Annotated in this window: 17 protein-coding genes; 7 read left to right on the top strand and 10 right to left on the bottom strand. The window is 38.4% G+C overall.

Annotation, left to right across the window (positions count from 1 at the left end):
* Positions 1-19 precede the first annotated feature (19 nt).
* Positions 20-238, bottom strand: a complete 219-nt coding sequence (locus P7D84_RS01980; protein WP_010740033.1) for a YneF family protein — start codon at positions 236-238, stop codon at positions 20-22.
* Between the two features lie 287 nt (positions 239-525).
* Here P7D84_RS01980 and proB point away from each other — a divergent pair, with 287 nt between their 5' ends.
* Complete coding sequence (gene proB / locus P7D84_RS01975; protein WP_311804824.1) at positions 526-1,332, top strand: glutamate 5-kinase; 807 nt, start codon at positions 526-528, stop codon at positions 1,330-1,332.
* Positions 1,329-2,579: a glutamate-5-semialdehyde dehydrogenase gene (locus tag P7D84_RS01970; protein ID WP_311804823.1), complete on the top strand. Its 1,251-nt coding sequence runs from the start codon at positions 1,329-1,331 to the stop codon at positions 2,577-2,579. Before proB ends, P7D84_RS01970 begins: the two co-directional genes overlap by 4 nt.
* Before the next feature lie 86 nt (positions 2,580-2,665).
* Here P7D84_RS01970 and P7D84_RS01965 read toward each other — a convergent pair whose 3' ends face one another.
* The 3 genes from P7D84_RS01965 to tyrS all read right to left on the bottom strand — a co-directional run bounded on the left by P7D84_RS01965 (position 2,666) and on the right by tyrS (position 5,829).
* Entirely contained in the window at positions 2,666-3,553 is an 888-nt protein-coding gene (locus P7D84_RS01965) for a deoxyribonuclease IV (RefSeq protein ID WP_137604342.1), read from the bottom strand.
* Positions 3,554-3,570: 17 nt separating this feature from the next.
* Entirely contained in the window at positions 3,571-4,476 is a 906-nt protein-coding gene (locus P7D84_RS01960; protein WP_311804822.1) for an AEC family transporter, read from the bottom strand.
* Positions 4,477-4,566: 90 nt separating this feature from the next.
* Positions 4,567-5,829, bottom strand: a complete 1,263-nt coding sequence (gene tyrS, locus P7D84_RS01955) for a tyrosine--tRNA ligase (protein WP_311804821.1) — start codon at positions 5,827-5,829, stop codon at positions 4,567-4,569.
* A gap of 335 nt (positions 5,830-6,164) precedes the next feature.
* On the opposite strand from tyrS, the gene P7D84_RS01950 reads away from it, so the two are divergent.
* The 4 genes from P7D84_RS01950 to P7D84_RS01935 all read left to right on the top strand — a co-directional run bounded on the left by P7D84_RS01950 (position 6,165) and on the right by P7D84_RS01935 (position 10,362).
* Positions 6,165-8,540: a transglycosylase domain-containing protein gene (locus P7D84_RS01950; protein ID WP_311804820.1), complete on the top strand. Its 2,376-nt coding sequence runs from the start codon at positions 6,165-6,167 to the stop codon at positions 8,538-8,540.
* A gap of 228 nt (positions 8,541-8,768) precedes the next feature.
* Positions 8,769-8,990, top strand: a complete 222-nt coding sequence (locus P7D84_RS01945; protein WP_137604339.1) for a DUF2829 domain-containing protein — start codon at positions 8,769-8,771, stop codon at positions 8,988-8,990.
* Entirely contained in the window at positions 8,987-9,739 is a 753-nt protein-coding gene (locus tag P7D84_RS01940; protein ID WP_137604338.1) for a 3-oxoacyl-ACP reductase, read from the top strand. The genes P7D84_RS01945 and P7D84_RS01940 overlap by 4 nt, the downstream gene beginning before the upstream one ends.
* A gap of 116 nt (positions 9,740-9,855) precedes the next feature.
* Positions 9,856-10,362 (top strand): QueT transporter family protein, encoded by a 507-nt coding sequence (locus P7D84_RS01935; RefSeq protein ID WP_137604337.1) that lies wholly within the window; start codon positions 9,856-9,858, stop codon positions 10,360-10,362.
* Between the two features lie 84 nt (positions 10,363-10,446).
* Here P7D84_RS01935 and treC read toward each other — a convergent pair whose 3' ends face one another.
* A complete protein-coding gene (gene treC, locus P7D84_RS01930) occupies positions 10,447-12,069 on the bottom strand; it encodes an alpha,alpha-phosphotrehalase (protein WP_311804819.1) in 1,623 nt (540 codons plus the stop codon).
* A gap of 15 nt (positions 12,070-12,084) precedes the next feature.
* On the bottom strand, positions 12,085-14,025 hold the full coding sequence (gene treP, locus P7D84_RS01925; RefSeq protein ID WP_311804818.1) for a PTS system trehalose-specific EIIBC component: 1,941 nt from the start codon (positions 14,023-14,025) through the stop codon (positions 12,085-12,087).
* A gap of 324 nt (positions 14,026-14,349) precedes the next feature.
* On the opposite strand from treP, the gene treR reads away from it, so the two are divergent.
* A complete protein-coding gene (gene treR, locus P7D84_RS01920; RefSeq protein WP_311804817.1) occupies positions 14,350-15,072 on the top strand; it encodes a trehalose operon repressor in 723 nt (240 codons plus the stop codon).
* Between the two features lie 141 nt (positions 15,073-15,213).
* Here treR and ccpA read toward each other — a convergent pair whose 3' ends face one another.
* The 4 genes from ccpA to P7D84_RS01900 all read right to left on the bottom strand — a co-directional run bounded on the left by ccpA (position 15,214) and on the right by P7D84_RS01900 (position 18,119).
* Positions 15,214-16,218 (bottom strand): catabolite control protein A, encoded by a 1,005-nt coding sequence (gene ccpA, locus P7D84_RS01915; protein ID WP_137604333.1) that lies wholly within the window; start codon positions 16,216-16,218, stop codon positions 15,214-15,216.
* A gap of 220 nt (positions 16,219-16,438) precedes the next feature.
* Positions 16,439-17,005, bottom strand: coding sequence for a YtxH domain-containing protein (locus P7D84_RS01910; protein WP_311804816.1), 567 nt, complete (start codon positions 17,003-17,005; stop codon positions 16,439-16,441).
* Positions 17,006-17,007: 2 nt separating this feature from the next.
* Positions 17,008-17,445 (bottom strand): DUF948 domain-containing protein, encoded by a 438-nt coding sequence (locus P7D84_RS01905; RefSeq protein WP_137604331.1) that lies wholly within the window; start codon positions 17,443-17,445, stop codon positions 17,008-17,010.
* Positions 17,446-17,561: 116 nt separating this feature from the next.
* On the bottom strand, positions 17,562-18,119 hold the full coding sequence (locus tag P7D84_RS01900) for a TetR/AcrR family transcriptional regulator (RefSeq protein WP_311801255.1): 558 nt from the start codon (positions 18,117-18,119) through the stop codon (positions 17,562-17,564).
* Positions 18,120-18,248: the final 129 nt, after the last annotated feature.

Genomic DNA, 18,248 nt, shown 5'->3' with positions numbered 1-18,248 from the left:
ACGATTGTCCTTTCAAAAATTATTGTTGGTTTTTCATTTGTTGCATCATTTGACGCACTTTTTTTTCTGATGGTTTTTGTCCCATTGACATCATCATTTGACGTAACATATCCTCGTTGATTGGAGGATTCTTTTTGAAATAGTCTTGCATATATTTACGGGCTAAGAAGAAACCGCCAACAGCACCTAATAGTGCAGCAATTACTGCGATCAATACTACAATTCCAGTTGATACCATTTTCACCGCTCCTTTCCTGACACATTCTCATACATTTTACTAGAAGATTCAGCAAAAGAAAAGCAGTTTTAAGAATCTTCAAAGACAACAATAAAATTTTAGTTTGTTCTTACGGATGACTGATCGCTCGTTTCTTATCAAAAAAATACCTTCTACTTGTTATACAAGCCAAACAAACCAGCAAAAAAATTCATTATTTTTTAAACAATTGATGAAATAACGATTAAAATATGATAAAATCCATTTTACTATCTTCCTCACTGGTGGCTAAGTGAAGAGGTGTCTATATGAGAGAATTTTTAAAATCAGTCAATCGGATCGTTGTAAAGATTGGAACAAGTTCGTTGATTCATCCAAATGGCAAAATCAATTTTTCTGGTATCGACCAATTAGCTTTTGTCTTAACAGATCTTCGTAACCAAGGAAAAGAATTATTGCTCGTCTCTTCTGGCGCAATTGGTGTGGGCATGGATAAACTTAACTTGAGAGAACGCCCACAAGAAATCCCCATTCAACAAGCCGTTGCCGCAGTAGGACAATCAGAATTGATGCATATTTACAACCAACGCTTTTTAGGCTACAGTCAGCAAACTGCTCAAGTATTACTGACAAGAGATGTCGTCGATTTTCCAGAAAGCCGCTCCAATGTAATCAATACTTTGGAACAATTGCTCTCAATGGGTATCATTCCAATCATCAATGAAAATGATACCGTTGCAGTAGATGAAATGGATCATACGAGAAAATTTGGTGACAACGACGAACTATCTGCAGTCGTCTCACAACTGATGGCAGCAGACGTATTGATTATACTAAGTGATATTGACGGCTTTTACTCTGATAATCCGACTAAAAATCAACAGGCAACTTTGTATTCGGCTATCTCAATGATTGATCAAACATTGTTGGAACAAGCTGGCAGCGAAGGCAGTCGTTTTGGTACTGGCGGAATGCTCAGTAAATTAAAAGCAGCTCAACGAGTTTTGGCAGCTAATAGCACGATGGTCTTAGCCAATGGCAAACCACCTAGAATAATTTTTGATATTTTAGCCGGTGATGAAATCGGGACATTATTCAAGGAGGGATCAGTATGAGTGATTTACTAAATAGACTAGGGCAACAAAGTAAACTTGCTGCCCAGCAATTATGTCTACTGGAGACTGCGAAAAAAAATGACTGTTTGTTGCAAATGTCCCTAGATTTAGAAAACAATCTGTCAGAGATCTTAGCGAACAATCAACTGGATTTAATCCAAGCACAAAAAAATAAACTCTCTGATACGATGCTTGATCGCTTACGTTTAACTGCTGAAAGAATCAGCGAAATGGCTGAAAGCATTCGGCAAGTCGCAGCTTTGCCAGATCCAATTGGCGTAGTGGAAAAAATGTGGCGTACAGAAGATCAGCTGATGATTGGGCAACAACGTGTGCCATTAGGTGTGATTGGCATCATCTTTGAAGCACGACCAAATGTAACAACTGATGCAGCCAGTTTATGTTTCAAATCTGGAAACACTGTGATACTTCGAGGAGGCAAAAAAGCGTTCCACTCGAATCAAGTGCTCGTACAACTTATGCAACAGACTTTGCAAAAACAACAGCTCAATCCGGCAATGATCCAATTTGTTACAGATACGTCCCATGAAACTGCTCAGGAATTGATGCAGCTAAATGACTATCTGGACGTTTTAATCCCTCGCGGCGGAGCAGGATTAATTCAGCGTGTCAAAAATAATGCAACCGTACCTGTGATTGAAACTGGTACTGGAAACAATCATATCTATGTTGATACGGCGGCATCATTAGATATGGCGCTGAACATCGTCGTCAACGCGAAGGTACAACGCCCCTCTGTCTGTAATGCCGTTGAAACGTTAGTGATTCATAAAGAGATTGCTAGTGATTTTTTGCCTAGGTTAGAAAAAGCTTTGCTTCCTCATCAGGTCGCTTTAAGAGGAGATCTTGAAGCTTTAACTTATTTGGATCAAGCAAATTTAGCTACCGAAACCGATTGGGCAACGGAATTTTTAGATTATATTTTAGCAATCAAAGTTGTCTCTTCGCTTGATGAAGCAATCGAACATATCAATCAGTATAATACGAAACATTCAGAAACTATCGTAACGGACAGTTATTCAAATGGGCAAAAATTCTTGAATGAAATAGATGCAGCTGTTATTTACATCAATGCTTCGACTCGTTTCACTGATGGTTTCAAATTTGGTTTCGGTGCAGAAATCGGAATCTCTACACAAAAATTACACGCTCGTGGGCCGATGGGGTTGGAACATTTGACTGCGACTAAGTACATCATTTACGGCAACGGTCAAATTCGAGAGTAATTTTAAGCGACTGTATTAAATTGAACTTTTTCAACTAATCAACCGCTTTTTTATAGCAAAAAGCAGAGGTTTATTTGCCCTCTGCTTTATGCTTGGATTTTTGTCAAGAGATCTGGATCAAATGTTTCTGCTTTTAACATAGCAATCTCAAAGCCGTAAGGAGCCCGTTGATTTTTTTTATCTGCTCCTACATAAGGTGTCTCTAAGATTTTTGGCAAATGTTTCAATTTTTCGTGATGAACAATTTTGTTCAACGCATTAAAGCCAATCGTGCCAAAACCAATATTAGCATGACGATCCTTATGAGAGCCGATTGGGTTTTTAGAATCATTTACATGAATCACTTTTAAACGATCCAGACCGATCACCCGATCAAATTCTGCTAAGACACCGTCAAAGTCTTCTTTGACATTGTAGCCTGCGTCATTGGTATGGCAAGTATCAAAAGTTACTGAAAGTTTTTCATTCAATGTTACGCCATCGATAATATACGCTAACTCTTCAAAAGTTCTCCCCAACTCTGTCCCTTTCCCTGCCATCGTCTCCAAAGCGATTTGCGCCCGTTGATCTTTGGTCAACACTTCATTTAGACCTTTGATGATTTGATCCAATCCTGCTTTTTCACCCGCACCGACATGTGCACCAGGATGCAACGTGATCTGCATAGCGCCTAGCGCTTCAGCTCGCATGATTTCGTCTCGTAAAAATTGGACAGCAAAAGGAAACATCTCCGGTTTTTTCGTATTTCCTAAATTGATAATATAAGGTGCATGCATGACAATATTTGACAAGCCATGTTCTTTCATAAATGTTTCTCCAGCTGGAATATTCATCTCTTCCACTGGTTTGCGACGAGTATTTTGCGGGGCGCCGCTATAGATCATAAAGGTCGATGCTTCATAACTAGCTGCTTCTTGTGCAGCACCCAATAACATACCTTTTCCCTTCATACTTACATGAGAACCAATTAACATAAAAACCTCCAGTTTTTTTATAAAAATAATAGTAAACTCGTCATCAACGGCAAACTAATCAAAAAGCTTAACGAGGACGTGAATCCGACTACTTCTGCTCGCATTCCGGCGGCCACACTATTAATGACTCCAAATGTCGGAATCGGTCCAACCGAAACAAGGCACAAAACAATCTTAATCATCTCAGGAAACGGCAACCACATGAACAAAGCTGTCAATAATAGCCCACTTCCATATTTGATTACTAAAACTCGCAAAACTAAAGCTAGATCTTTTTTGGGCAACCGCAGTTCCAAAAATAAACCGATCATAAACATCGATAAAAAAGTATTAGCATTTGCGACAGGCTGCACCAATTGAAAGACTGCTTGCGGCAAATCGATCGCTGTTACCCGTAAGAGCAACATAATCAAATAACAAAGAAAAGGAATTGATCGACCCAATCGACCTAGAACTTTTTTGATACTTGGACGTTCCTCATTTCCTCCACTGATGCTCTCAATCACTACATTTGATCCTCCAGCCAACATGATGCTATTTCCGATATCAAAAAACGACAAAATCGGTATGGCTTGCGGCATGAAACTCTGTACAAAAGGGATCGCAAAATTACCGATATTATAGCCTGAAACACTATACATCAAAAACTCGCGTTCGACTTGCTCTTGTCTTTTTGAGAACCAATGACCAATAATGATTATTACTAAGTTCAAGAATACTCCGACTAAAATCAAAAGTAATAACTGGTTTTTAATCACCAATGATTGCAAATTTACAATAATTGCTGCCGGTAATGTGACATTGACAACTATTTTTGAGATCAGGGAACCATCCGCCTTTGTTAACAAGTTGAGTCTTTTGGTTAGATAGCCTATCAAGATAATAACAAATAATCCTAACGAATTTAATAAAACTGCTCTCACGTGCTCACCTCTCAATCCAAAAGCGCTTACCTTGCATGATAAAGAAAGAGGATTGTGCCAAAAATTGGTCCAATCCCTTTGCTGATAAAACTAAAATTGTAAAACGAAATATTTTTTCTTGCCTCGACGGATAACTATATACTTATCGGCTAACTTGTCTTGGTCACTCAATGTATAAGCAACTTCTTGTACACGATCGCCATTGACATAGATTGCACCGTTCGTGATATTTTCTCGCGCTTGACGTTTAGATTTTTCAATCCCTGCAGTCAACAAGATTTCAACGAGGTTTAAATCATCGTCTGTTTGTACACGATAGTTCGGTACATTTTTAAATCCTTGCTTGATCTCTTCATCATTCAAATTTTTTACATTCCCGCTAAATAGCGCTTCAGAAATATGCACTGCTTGTTCATAGGCTTCTGCACCATGGACTAAAACAGTCACTTCTTTTGCCAATGCTTTTTGGGCTGCTCGTTGTTCAGGAGCTTTGGTGAATTCTGCTTCAATTGCTGCAATTTCTTCTAAGCTCAAGAAGGTAAAGTAGTTTAAAAACTTGATTGCATCTCGATCGTCTGTATTAATCCAGAATTGATAAAATTCATACGGCGAAGTCTTCTCTGGATCCAACCAAACTGCATTGCCTTCGGTCTTCCCAAATTTTGTCCCATCAGCTTTAGTAATCAGCGGCATGGTTAACCCAAAAGCTTGTTTGCCTGACTCGCGCCGAATCAATTCAATCCCTGACGTGATATTTCCCCATTGATCACTGCCGCCTAATTGCAGTAAACAACCGTAACGTTTATTTAATTCATAGAAGTCATAAGCTTGCAATAATTGGTATGCAAACTCTGTATAAGAGATTCCAGATTCGATACGACGTTTGACACTTTCTTTACTCATCATGTAATTGATCGTAAAGTTTTTCCCCACATCACGTAAAAAATCGATCATTTTTAGTTCGCCCAACCATTCATAGTTGTTGGCAACGATCGCTGGATTCTCTTTATTTTCAAAATCAATGATTCCTGAAAGCTGATTTTTGATACTTTGCGACCAGCTTTGAACAGTCTCTAACGTATTTAATTGACGTTCAGCATCTTTAAATGAAGGGTCTCCAATCATCCCGGTACCACCGCCGACTAATGCGATCGGCACATGTCCGTTTTGTTGGAAACGACGCAACGTCAAGATCGGTAATAAATGACCAATGTGCAAGCTATCTGCTGTTGGATCAAACCCGATATATAGTTTAACAGACTCTTCATTTAATTGTTTTTCTAGGGCTGCTTCATCGGTTGCTTGAAAAATTAAGCCACGGGCTTTTAATTCTTGGAAAAAGTCTGAATGCATGTTTTATCCTCCTAATGATTTATGATAGTCAACTTCGAACCAACTATCTGTTTATTACGCATCTCATTTCTTAATGATCGATACTTATCCTTTCCCATATTAACTGAAAAAACGAGGAAATAAAAGATGTTCGCTGGATTTATTCGAGTTTCTGAGGGATTAACAAAGCGTTTTTCATACCATCACTTGATCAATCAGCTAATACTTGTTTTTTCTTCCTTAACAATTAGTTGAAGTTTTGATTACAAACACGGCATCTGCTTGTTAACAGAAGTAAATCTTTGCTATAATTCAACAGATAATTAAAATGAATAGAATTTAACGAGGTGGACTTTTTGGCTCACAAGAAAAAAATAAGTAAACAACCGAAAAAGAGTAGCAAAAAGAAATCAAAAACTACTCTTGGAGGTCTTTTTGCACTCAATGTTTCATTGCGGGTAATCAAGTCACTATTACTTGGCTTTATCGTAGTGCTCTTTTTAGGCGGTCTGCTGGTTGTTGGGATCGGAGCTGGGTATTTTGCTCATCTTGTCGAAGGAACTCCGACGCCTACAAAAACCGAAATGAAACAAAAAGTTGGAGACATCGCCGAACCATCAAAATTACTTTATGCCGATGATCAAGAGCTAGCAACAATCCAATCTGATCCAATCCGTGAAAAAATAAGTTCCGATGAAATTTCTTCCTGGGTGAAAAAAGCACTAGTTGCTACTGAAGATGAAAATTTTTATAAACATCGCGGTGTCGTACCAAAAGCTGTTGTCCGTGCCTTATTAGGCGAAGTAGTCGGTTTTGGCGCTGGATCTGGAGGATCTACACTGACTCAACAGCTGATCAAACAACAGGTCCTAACAAATGAGACTTCGTTCAAACGAAAAGCAAATGAAATTGTCTTGGCCTTTGATTTAGAGAAATATTTAAGCAAAGATGAAATTTTAACATCTTATTTGAATGTCTCCCCTTTTGGGCGTAATAACAAAGGACAAAACATCGCAGGAGTAGAAGAAGCAGCGATTGGTATCTTTGGTGTCCATGCTAAGGATCTGAACTTACCGCAATCAGCTTTTATTGCTGGTTTGCCGCAAAGTCCGATTGTTTATAGTCCCTACACCAACACCGGTGATCTAAAACAAGATTATTCATTAGGTATGGCTCGAAAAGACGATGTCCTTTTCAATATGTATCGTGAACAGATGATTTCTAAAAAAGAATACGAAGCCGCAAAAGAGTATGATTTGTCAAAAGACTTTCAAGCTCGGCAAGATATCGAAGTACAGCAGCACGGATTTTTATACTACACTGTTTATAATGAGGCCATCAGCATCGTAGCAAAAAAACAAGCGGAAGAAGATGGCATTAGTGATGGTGAATACGACAAAGATGACGTACAAAGCCGTTACATTGAACAAGCTAAAGTCAAAATGCAAAATCAAGGGCTCATTGTAAAATCAACCATCGATAAAAACATCTATGACGCGATGCAACTCGGGGTTGCTGAATACGGACAATATTTAGACGATGGCTCTGGTGCAACTGTTGAACCAGGAACCGTAATGATGGATAACCAAACTGGCCGAATCTACGGTTTCGTCGGAAGTCGTGATTACAATATAAATCAAAACAATCATGCTTTTGATACGGTTCGACAAGCCGGCTCCTCAATCAAACCAGTCTTAGTCTACGGACCTGCAATCGATCAAGGTCTACTAGGTAGCGCTTCGCGAATCGCTGATTTCCCGATGAAATATCAACGCGGAGAACATGCTGGAAAAGAATTAGAGAATGCGGAAAATAAAGGTTCCAAGACATTCCAGACAACTCGGGAAGCTTTGGTCGAATCAACAAATATCACTGCATACCATGTTTATCAAGATATGCTTGCAAATAAAGGTTCGGATCAATTTGCCTATGATAATTATTTGAAGAAAATGAATTATCCAACTTCCAATACTTGGGGTGTAGAATCCGCGCCATTAGGTACTACAGGCGTTTCAACTTTAACAGAAGTCAATGGCTTCCAAACCTTGGCAAATGACGGAGTCTATCAGCAAGGATACTTGATTGACTCTATTACTGACAGCACTGGCAAAGAAATTTATAAACATAAAAATGCACCAGTCCAAGTCTATTCAAAAGCAACAGCTTCTATTATGAATAATTTGATGCGCAGCGTAATCAATGAACAACATACAACGCCGTTCAAATCTATTTTGAGTGGTGTGAATTATTCTCTAAGTACCGCTGATTGGGTCGGAAAAACTGGGACAACAGATAACTATGCCGACAACTGGTTAATTGTCTCCACTCCGTCTATCACCTTAGGAACATGGACTGGACGAGATGACAATAAACCTATGAATGATGGTGCTGGAAATCGAACAGCAACCTACATGGCTTATCTTGCAGGTCGAATCTATCAAGTCAATCCAACAGTTTTTGCTGAAGATGAAAAATTTGAACTGACTGATGACGTGAAACAAATCAAAGTTTCTGATTTCACTGGTTTAAAACCTGGTAAAGTGACTCACAATGGAATAAATTATCAAGTGCCAAGTGGTGAAACTACTTCTCTTTGGGCAAAAGATGGTCCAGTAGACAACACCTACGAATTTGGTATCGGCGGTGACGACGAGGATTACAAGACGTATTGGAATACACGAAATAAAGTCGCTGCCAAAAACAAAGACAACAAAACGACAGATGACGATTAATTAAAAGACTTCTCACCATGAACTGTCTCTCAATCTAACTTTGAGGCTAGTCCATGGTGAGTTTTTTTCTTAGATCAACTTGTGAAAAGCTCATGATTCTGTAAAAAGAGCATCTAAGCAGCTTGTGACTCCACAAGCTTTTTGGTATTCTACCAACAGAAAATCATTTTATAAATAATCGATCAGAACACCTGTTTTAAAAATAATTCCACTAAGGAGATATCACTCATGACATTTGAAGAAATTTTACCCAAACTAAAAAAAGGAGCAAAAATTATCCGGGAAGGTTGGAGCGGATTTGAGTTATATGTGACACTCGTTGAAAATCAGCAATTTGAGGGTGCACCAGTTACGCCTTATTTTCTGATTAAAACAGCCGATGAAGGTTTTTCTAGTTTTGCCCCAACTGTTTGTGACATTTTAGCAGATGATTGGAAAATCGTTGAATGATAACTTTTGATTTTACCAATAAAACAGCCTTTATCACCGGTGCGGCCTCAGGAATTGGCGCGGCTCAAGCACAGGCTTTACTAAATGCTGGTGCACAAGTCTTTGCTTTTGATCAGCAAAACGGACAACTCCAGAGATTTCAAGAAATTTTTCCTGAACGATTTGCTTTTTACTTAGGAGACGTACGAGAAAAAAATCACCTGCAAGAAGCAATCAAAAACTGTCATAGTTTGTTTGGCACGATTGATATTTTACTGAATACTGCGGGGATTCTAGATGATTATCTGCCATTAGCTGAAACAGATGAAGCTTTATGGACACAAATTTTAGATACCAATGTAAAAAGTATGTTCACATTGACAAAATTATTATTACACGAATTATTGGATAATCAAGGGACGATCATCAACATGGCTTCGATTGCCGGATTGGTCGCCGGTGGCGGCGGAATCGCTTATACGACTAGCAAACATGCTATCATCGGTTTTACTAAACAATTGGCGCTAGATTACGCTGACAAGGGACTTCATGTCAACGGACTTGCACCAGGAGCGATTGATACCCCTATGAATCAAGCAGATTTCTCTGGGGATGGGAAAATGGCAAAATGGGTAGCTGAGGAAACACCAACCAAGCGTTGGGCGACACCTGAAGAAGTCGCATACGCCACCTTATTCTTAGCAAGTGAAGAAACACGTTATATCCAAGGAACTATTTTACCGATTGATGGTGGTTGGCTTTTAAAATAGCTTGCAATTTTTCTGAAATCCTCTAAGATAATAGTAGCGAGATTTTCGCATTGCGGCACTTCGATCCTTTGGTCGCAGTTATCAACGAGACAGTGTCTTGTAAAGGAGAATGATAAATGCATCTTGAAAAAAGTTCAGCTAAACGCTGGACCACCACTGATACGGCTAAAATGGCCGTTGTGACAGGATTATATGTCGCTGTCACGATTGTTTTATCTGTTGTAAGTTTTGGGGCCATCCAATTTAGGCTTTCCGAAATGTTCAACTACTTACCGCTTTTTAACAAACGCTACACTATCGCTGTGACTTTAGGCGTGGCAATCGCCAATTTGGCTTCTCCGCTAGGTATAGTCGACGTAGCACTGGGAAGTATTTCCACGTTAATCGTCTTACTGATTTGTCGAGCTGTGACAAAAAATATTGTCAGTCTAAAAAAACGAATGATTATCACCGCACTAATCTTCGCTTTCTCCATGTTCACCGTTGCAGGCCAATTAAGCTTTTTCTACCATGCTCCATTTTTCTTTAATTGGTTGATCATTGGCGTAGGCGAATTACTTTCTATGGCATTAGGCGGCGGATTAATCTATTTAATCAATCAACGAATCGATTTAACTAAATAAAAATACAAGCATGAACAATTCAAATAATCACTAGAGACTAAAAAGGTTCCAAAGAAATCATTCTTTGGAACCTTTTTTTATAGATCAGCGATAAATCGCAATCGTTTGATAAGGTTTTAACACAAGTTTTTTATTATAAGTTTCAGTCTGGTAGTTATCGATCAAAATTTCTCCTGCTGAAAATTCTTCTGGTAGTTCAATCGTCGTCTCTTGTGGGAAGAAGTTATTTAACACAAGTAGTGAATGATCTGCTAGACGTCTGATATATCCATAGATTTGCGGATGTTCTGGTAAAAAGGCTTCATAGCTTCCTTCTGAGATTACAGGATATTTTTTGCGCAACTTGATCAATTGCTGATAATAGCTGAAAATCGATCCTGTTTGTAATTCATTGGCTACGTTAATTGTATCAGCTGTTCGACCAACAGTTAACCAAGGAGAAACTTGTGAAAACCCGCTGAATCTGCTGCTGTCCCATTGCATCGGTGTACGAGAATTGTCGCGAGATTTAAGCTTGACGATTTCAAATGCTGTTTGTTCCGTCTGACCAGCGTCAATTAGTTCTTGATATGCATTCAGACTTTCTACATCCACGTATTGCTCCATTGATTCATAATCTGGGTCCAGCATGCCGATTTCTTCTCCCATATATATATATGGTGTCCCGCGATTCAAATGGATTGCACTTGCCAACATTTTTGCCCCAGCAACACGATAGTTATCCACATCGATAAAACGATTCAATGCCCGTGGTTGATCGTGATTGTTCCAAAAAAGGGCATTCCAACCACCTTCTTCACTCATTTGCGTTCCCCAAGTATGAAACAATTCTTTTAATTTCGCAAAGTCAAAGGGCATCTGTGTCCACTTTTTCCCATCTTTATAATCCACTTTTAAGTGATGAAAATTAAAGGTCATACTTAATTCTTCTCGTTCAGGTTTTGTATACAAAATACATTCTTTCACCGTAGTAGAGCTCATTTCACCGACTGTGATCATCTCGGGATCTTTACCAAAGGTTGCTTGATTCATCATCTGGATAAATTCATGAGTGATCGGACGATCCGTATAAGCCGGTTTGCCATCCTCTTCTTCACAATTTGCTAATACTTCATCTTTGCCAATTACATTGATTACATCGAAACGAAATCCTTTGACTCCTTTGTCCATCCAAAATGTTAATACGTTGAATAATTCTGCTCGAACTTCAGGGTTGCGCCAATTTAAATCGGCTTGTGTCTTATCATATAGATGCAAATAATAGCGCCCTGTCTCTCCAAATGGGGCCCAAGCATTTCCACCAAACTTGGAGAGCCAATCAGTCGGCTCTTCTCGCAAAATAAAGTAATCTTGATATTTTTTATCACCGGCTAACGCTTTTTGAAACCATTCATGCTCGATTGATACATGATTAAATACCATATCTAACATGAGCTCGATTCCAAGTTCATTGGCTGTAGTCATCAACTGATCGAAATCTTCCATTGTCCCGAACATGGGATTAATGGCCGTATAATCTGCCACATCGTATCCGTTATCTTTTTGTGGACTTAGATAAATGGGGCTCAACCAAATCATATCCACACCCAATTGTTTTAAATAAGGAAGTTTTTGCTTAATTCCAGGTAGGTCTCCGACACCATCTTGATTTGTATCTAAAAATGATTTGGGATAAATTTGGTAAATTACTTTTTCTTTAAAACTCATTGTGTCCTCCAGCATCTATAATTTTTTTGCTCGTAAGATTTTCTCATTACTTGTGACCACGGCATCTTCAATCAATGGATCCACTTGAAAATCAGTCGCATTCGTCACGATGATAGGTGTTTGAGTTTCATAACCTGCCGCTTTGATTGCTGCTACATCAAACTCCATCAATAATTGTCCTTTTTTGACACTGTCTCCTTGTTTCATATGACTCGTAAAATAATTGCCATCTAGTTGAACGGTATCGATTCCGATATGGATCAAGACTTCCGCTCCTTCCGTACTCACTAAACCGATGGCATGTTTAGTAGGAAATAACAAACTGATCTGCCCATCAAAGGGTGCATATAGTTTTCCTTCACTAGGTTCGATCACAACACCTTGTCCCATCATACCTTCTGCAAAAACAGGATCTTTGGCACTGCTTAATGGTTGCACTCTACCCGCAATTGGGGCAAATAAGTCAACTGTGGCTCCTGTTTTTTGAATGGATTCATTAGCTGGAACATCGTCTTCTTCCACTCGATCGTTTTTATTGAATAAACCGATGCGACGGAAAGTCAGCGTCAAAATGAATGGAACGGCAATCGCAATGATCATACCAATCACAAAAATTAAATAATCTTGCGGACGGATTGCCAAAATTCCCGGCAGTCCACCAACACCGATGGATAGTGCCCGAACTTTGAATAAAGTAATAAACAACCCGGCGATTCCACTACCAATCATAGCAGCAATAAATGGATAGGTGTATTTTAAATTGATCCCGAACATTGCCGGTTCAGTAACACCTAACCAAGCAGAGATCACTGATGGAATCGATACTTGTTCTTCTTTTTTATTTCCTCGATGAGCAAAAACAATGGCTAAAACAGATGCACCTTGGGCGATATTCGATAAACAGATCATCGGCCATAAATTAGTTGAGCCAAAGTCTGCGATCAACTGCGAATCAATTGCTAAAGTAGTATGATGCAATCCTGTGATAACTAACGGTGAATACAAGGCTCCAAAGATCCCACCGAACAACCAACTAAAGCTAGAAGTCAATCCAGCATTCACAACAGCTGAGATTGCCGTCCCGATTTTCCAACCGATTGGTCCTAAAATAAGATGTGCGGCTAAAATAGTCGGAATCAATGAAAAGAATGGAACAAAAATCATTGAGACAGCTTCTGGAATATATTTCCGGAAGAAACGTTCCAAGTACACAAGTAAAAAGCCGGCTAACATCGCAGGAATAACTTGTGCTTGGTAACCAATCTTGTCAACGGTGAAAAAACCGAAATCCCAAGTCCAATTTTTAGCAATCTCTGCAGCTGTTGTCCCGTTTACAGCATAGGCATTCAATAATTGCGGTGAAACTAATGTAATCCCTAAAACAATTCCTAAAATCTCGGTCGCTCCCATTTTACGGGCGATACTCCAAGTAATCCCAACTGGTAAGAAGTGGAAAATCGCTTCACCAGGCAACCATAAGAAACCATTCACTCCACTCCAAAAAGTGGAAGCCTCAACGATTGTTTGACCATCCAACCAACCCATTGGTACCGCTTCTAAAATATTTCGAAATCCTAAAATCAAACCGCCGACAATAATTGCTGGTAATAAGGGGGTAAAGATTTCTGCTAAAACTGTAATGGCACGTTGAACTGGATTTTGATTTTGTTTTGCTGCTGATTTGGCTGCTTCTTTTGAAACACCCGTTACGCCTGAAACTTTGACAAACTCATTGTAAAAAACTGACACATCGTTCCCAATAATGACTTGAAACTGTCCCGCATTAGTAAACATTCCTTTGACGCTAGGAATATCTTCAATTTGAGCTTCATTTGCTTTTTTCGGATCATTCAAAACAAATCGCATTCGTGTAGCACAATGCGTGACTGCTGAGATATTTTCTGTGCCGCCGATCGCTTTGAGTAGATCTTTTGTATCCTTTTCATATTTTCCCATTTTTTCTCCTCCAATTAATTTCACTTGTATGGATAAGTTCAGCTAATATAGTTACTATATCTGGTTTAACCGTCTTTGTAAATCGCTTACATTTTGATAGATAGTTTTTTTATTAGATTCTTCTCATCATAATAAATGATAACAAAATTTATCAATGACTTATTTGTCTATAATCCCTCTACAAGTTGGTTGTTTTCCCAACAAGTTCTGCTTAAAATAATAATTCTCTCATTTTACTTTTAGCTCTTTTTAGAAAGCGTTTTACTTATGAAACGATTGTTTGTATAATGATTAAAACATATACGGACAAGTTAGGATGGTTGGATGAAAAATTATGAAGTAATCTATCAAGCAATTGAACGAGGAATTTTAAAAGGTGTTTATGGAGCAGAGACTTACTTACCTAGTGAAAATACGCTTCGACAAACCTATCACGTCTCTCGAGATACGATTCGCAAGGCGCTTGCTCTTTTAATGGCCAATGGTTACATCCAAAAAATCCAAGGCAAAGGATCGTTAGTCTTAAAACGTGAACAACTACGTTTCCCGGTTTCCGGTCTGACTAGCTATAAAGAATTACAAAATTCCTATGGCTATGAAAGTAATACCCAAGTCGTCAGTCTTAAAAAAATTGTGATTGATCAAGAAGTCGCACATTACACAGGATTTGAAACTGGTGCGGTTTGTTGGGAATTGCTCCGTACCCGAGCGATTGATCAAAAGAAAGTGATCCTTGATAAAGATCTGCTGCTGACAACAATTGTAGCAGATTTAGATACTGAGATTGCCAAAGACTCTATCTATCGCTACTTTGAGAACCAATTGGGGATTAATATTTCTTTTGCGGAAAAAGAGATCACGATTGATGCATTAACAGAAGAAGATCGTAAACTATTGGACCTCAATCAACAAGATATCAATATCGTCTCAGTAAAAAGTCGGGTATTTACTAGTGATGCGCAACAATTTCAATATACTGAAAGCCGTCATCAAGTCGATAAATTCCGTTTCTTTGATTTTGCACGGCGCCATCCTTCAACGATGTAATCTGTCAGAAATGACAAAAAACGACTGTGTCTGATGGAAGACACAGTCGCTTGAAGCTATAGTTATTTTAATTTTTGTAACAAGAAAAGATTGATTTTAGATTTACTCGTATCTGCATCAAACTCTACAATGAGGCTATGCTTATTGTTTCGTTGAACCTTTTTCAAAAACACCGTGCGGCAACACGATTGTTTTTTGTTCAATCTCTTCTTTATTCATCATTTTTGTCAATAAACGCATCGCTACAGCACCAATATCGTATAACGGTTGCGTTACACTACTCAAACGTGGACGTGCTACTTCTGTCAGTAATGAATCATTGCTTGTAATAATCTCAAATTCTTCAGGAACTTTCACACCTTTGTCCATCAAGCCATCCAATAAACCAATTGCTAACGCATCATCTGTCACGTAAGCTGCTGTTGCACCACTATTCAAGATGCGGTCTGTTAAAGCAATTCCTTCTTTAAAATTATAAGGCGCTTCAAAGATTAGTCCTTCACTATATTCTAAGCCATTTTCAGCCAATGATTTTTTGTAACCACCCATGCGGGCATGACCATTGATGGCATCGATCAATGCGCCACTAATGAAAGCAATTTTCTTATTGCCATGTTTTGCTAATAAATCGATTGATTCTTTTGTAGCTGCCGCATAATCGATATTGACACTGCCGACTTGCTCATCCGGATCAATTGAACCAGCTAAAACGATTGGTGTTTTTGAGCGAGAAAATTCCGCACGAATCTCATCAGTAATGCGATGTCCCATGAAGATTACACCATCTACTTGTTTTGCTAATAAATTATTCAGTACATTGACTTCTTTTTGTGCTTCGCCATCGGAATTAGCTAAAATAATGTTGTATTTGTACATTGTCGCAATGTCATCGATTCCGCGTGCCAATGACGCAAAAAACATATTGCTAACATCTGGGATGATTACACCGACAGTTGTTGTTTTCTTACTCGCTAGTCCTCGTGCAACTGCATTTGGACGATAATCTAGACGTTCAATAACTTCTAACACCTTTTTACGTGTTGTTGGTTTTACATTAGGGTTGCCGTTGACTACACGAGAAACGGTTGCCATTGAAACATTTGCTTCACGGGCAACATCATAAATCGTAATTGTTTGCTTTTCCATGGTATGCTCCTTTTATCATGTTTTCAGAAAATGTCATTTACATTTCTAAAAGATAATAGCACGTTGGTTCATTGATTGCAACCGTTTTACACTTTTTTTCTTATTTATATGTAAGCGTTTACTGAAATTATTTTACAATCTTACTATAAAAAAGGACTCTTTTTACTCAATAATTGATCTGTCTATCAATAAAAAAAGCTCTCAAATTTGAGAGCTTTTTTTATTCTGGATTATTCTTTTCGATTTCTTCTTTTAGTTCTTCTTTGATTTCAGAAAAGTCAGAGGTTTGTTGATTTATTTCTTCACTCTTAGCTGCTAAAGCTTCCGCACCTTCAGAAACTGTTTCTTTTGCTTCTTCCTTAGTTTCTTTGGCATCGATCACAATATCTTCTGATGTATCTTCAGCCACATCTTTCGCATCGCTGGCTGCTTTACGGAAACGATCAGATAGATCAGAACTTTGGCGTTTCAGATCTTCTAGAGTGTCAGAAGTGATGTCGTTCATATCTTCCATTGAATCGCCGACTTTTTCCTTTACATTGGAAGCCAAATCACTAGCTTGATCACTCAAATCAGAAGCACGTTCTTTCACGATTGATCCCATCTCACTTGTTTTTGTAACCAAATCATCCGTGTAATCAGAGGCTAGGTCCAACCAATCATCCGTTTTCTTTGCTAAATCTTCACGTAGTTCCTTACCAGATTTCGGTGCCAATAGTAATGCCGCTGCTGCTGCCGCTGTCCCGCCAATCAAAGCACCTACTAAAAATTTGCCGCGTTTTGCCATCCTTATCCCTCCGTTTTCGTTGTTTTCTTGTGATCTCTAAAAAACCGCATCGTAGTTGCGCCGACTTTTCCTGCTACGCCAGCTTTTGTCGCATGTTTTCCGACACCGCTGACCTTTCCTGCTAGATTTCGACTTGTCGTATTTAAATCAGAAACACTCTGACTCAAATCAGCCACTGCTGTAAACAATGGATCGATCGTTTCTACTTTCCCATTGATATCATTTAATAAATGATTCCCTTTAACCAATAATCCTTCTACTTGCTGCATGAGCAGATCCACGTCTTTTGTAAGCACATCGATTGTTGTATTGGCCTCGGTCACTGTTGTCTCTACTTTTTCAACTGTTTTTGAGACTTGACTCAAAACACGAACTAAAAATAAGACTAAGACAACAAATGCAAGCGCTGCAATAAGTGCTGCAATGCCCCCTAGATTCATTTAATCGCTCCCTTCCTCTTTCACTCATTATACTAACTTAAATTATACCATTCACCTGCAAATTAATGAAAGAGAAAGAGTTGTAATCAATCGGAATAAAAAAACGCTCAATTAACTTATTGAGCGATCTTTGTAAAATTTTGAAGAATACCATTGTAAAGAATCTCTAAATCACTAATCAGATCCTCCTCATCAAAACTTTCAACAAAATCATTGGTATTTCCCCGGAAATAATTGGTGATGACTCGTTCGACTTGAACAAGTTCTTTATCAGTCAATTCACAAGTAAAAAAGATTCGTTCAAATGCTGCTCTTAAAAAATGAGAGATTTTTCTTTCATAAGTTTCTATGTATTCTTTTTGATAAAAAACAATGTAAAAATCATTTTTCTTTTTTGCATAAGTGACCCACGACTTTCCTAATTCTACAAAAGCGCATAGATTGGCACGGCCTAAAAGTGCATCGACTAATTGCGCGCGAAACTCTTCCATTGCGCGTCCAACCACTGTATGCCGTAGTTCGGTGATACTTCCTGTATGTGTATACAATGAGGGTGATTTAACCTCTAATCGTTCTGCAATCTTATTTAACCGCAATCCGTTGATACCAGACTCATCAACTAGTTCCATCGCACATTCAATGACGATTTCTTTATTTAAGCGAGAAGTTTTCATTTGTCCCTCTTTTCATTATTGTTATTTTCAAAAGATATTATATAACAAAATGAATGATATATTCTATTAATCATATTGATAGTTAACATTAAATAAATCAATGATTCATTTATTTAAAACAACAAAAAA

It is taken from the genome of Enterococcus dongliensis (genome assembly GCF_031927985.1).
GTDB lineage: Bacteria > Bacillota > Bacilli > Lactobacillales > Enterococcaceae > Enterococcus_A > Enterococcus_A dongliensis.
Note: the sequence above shows the minus strand (reverse complement) of the source record. Positions and strands in the feature narration are given on the sequence as shown.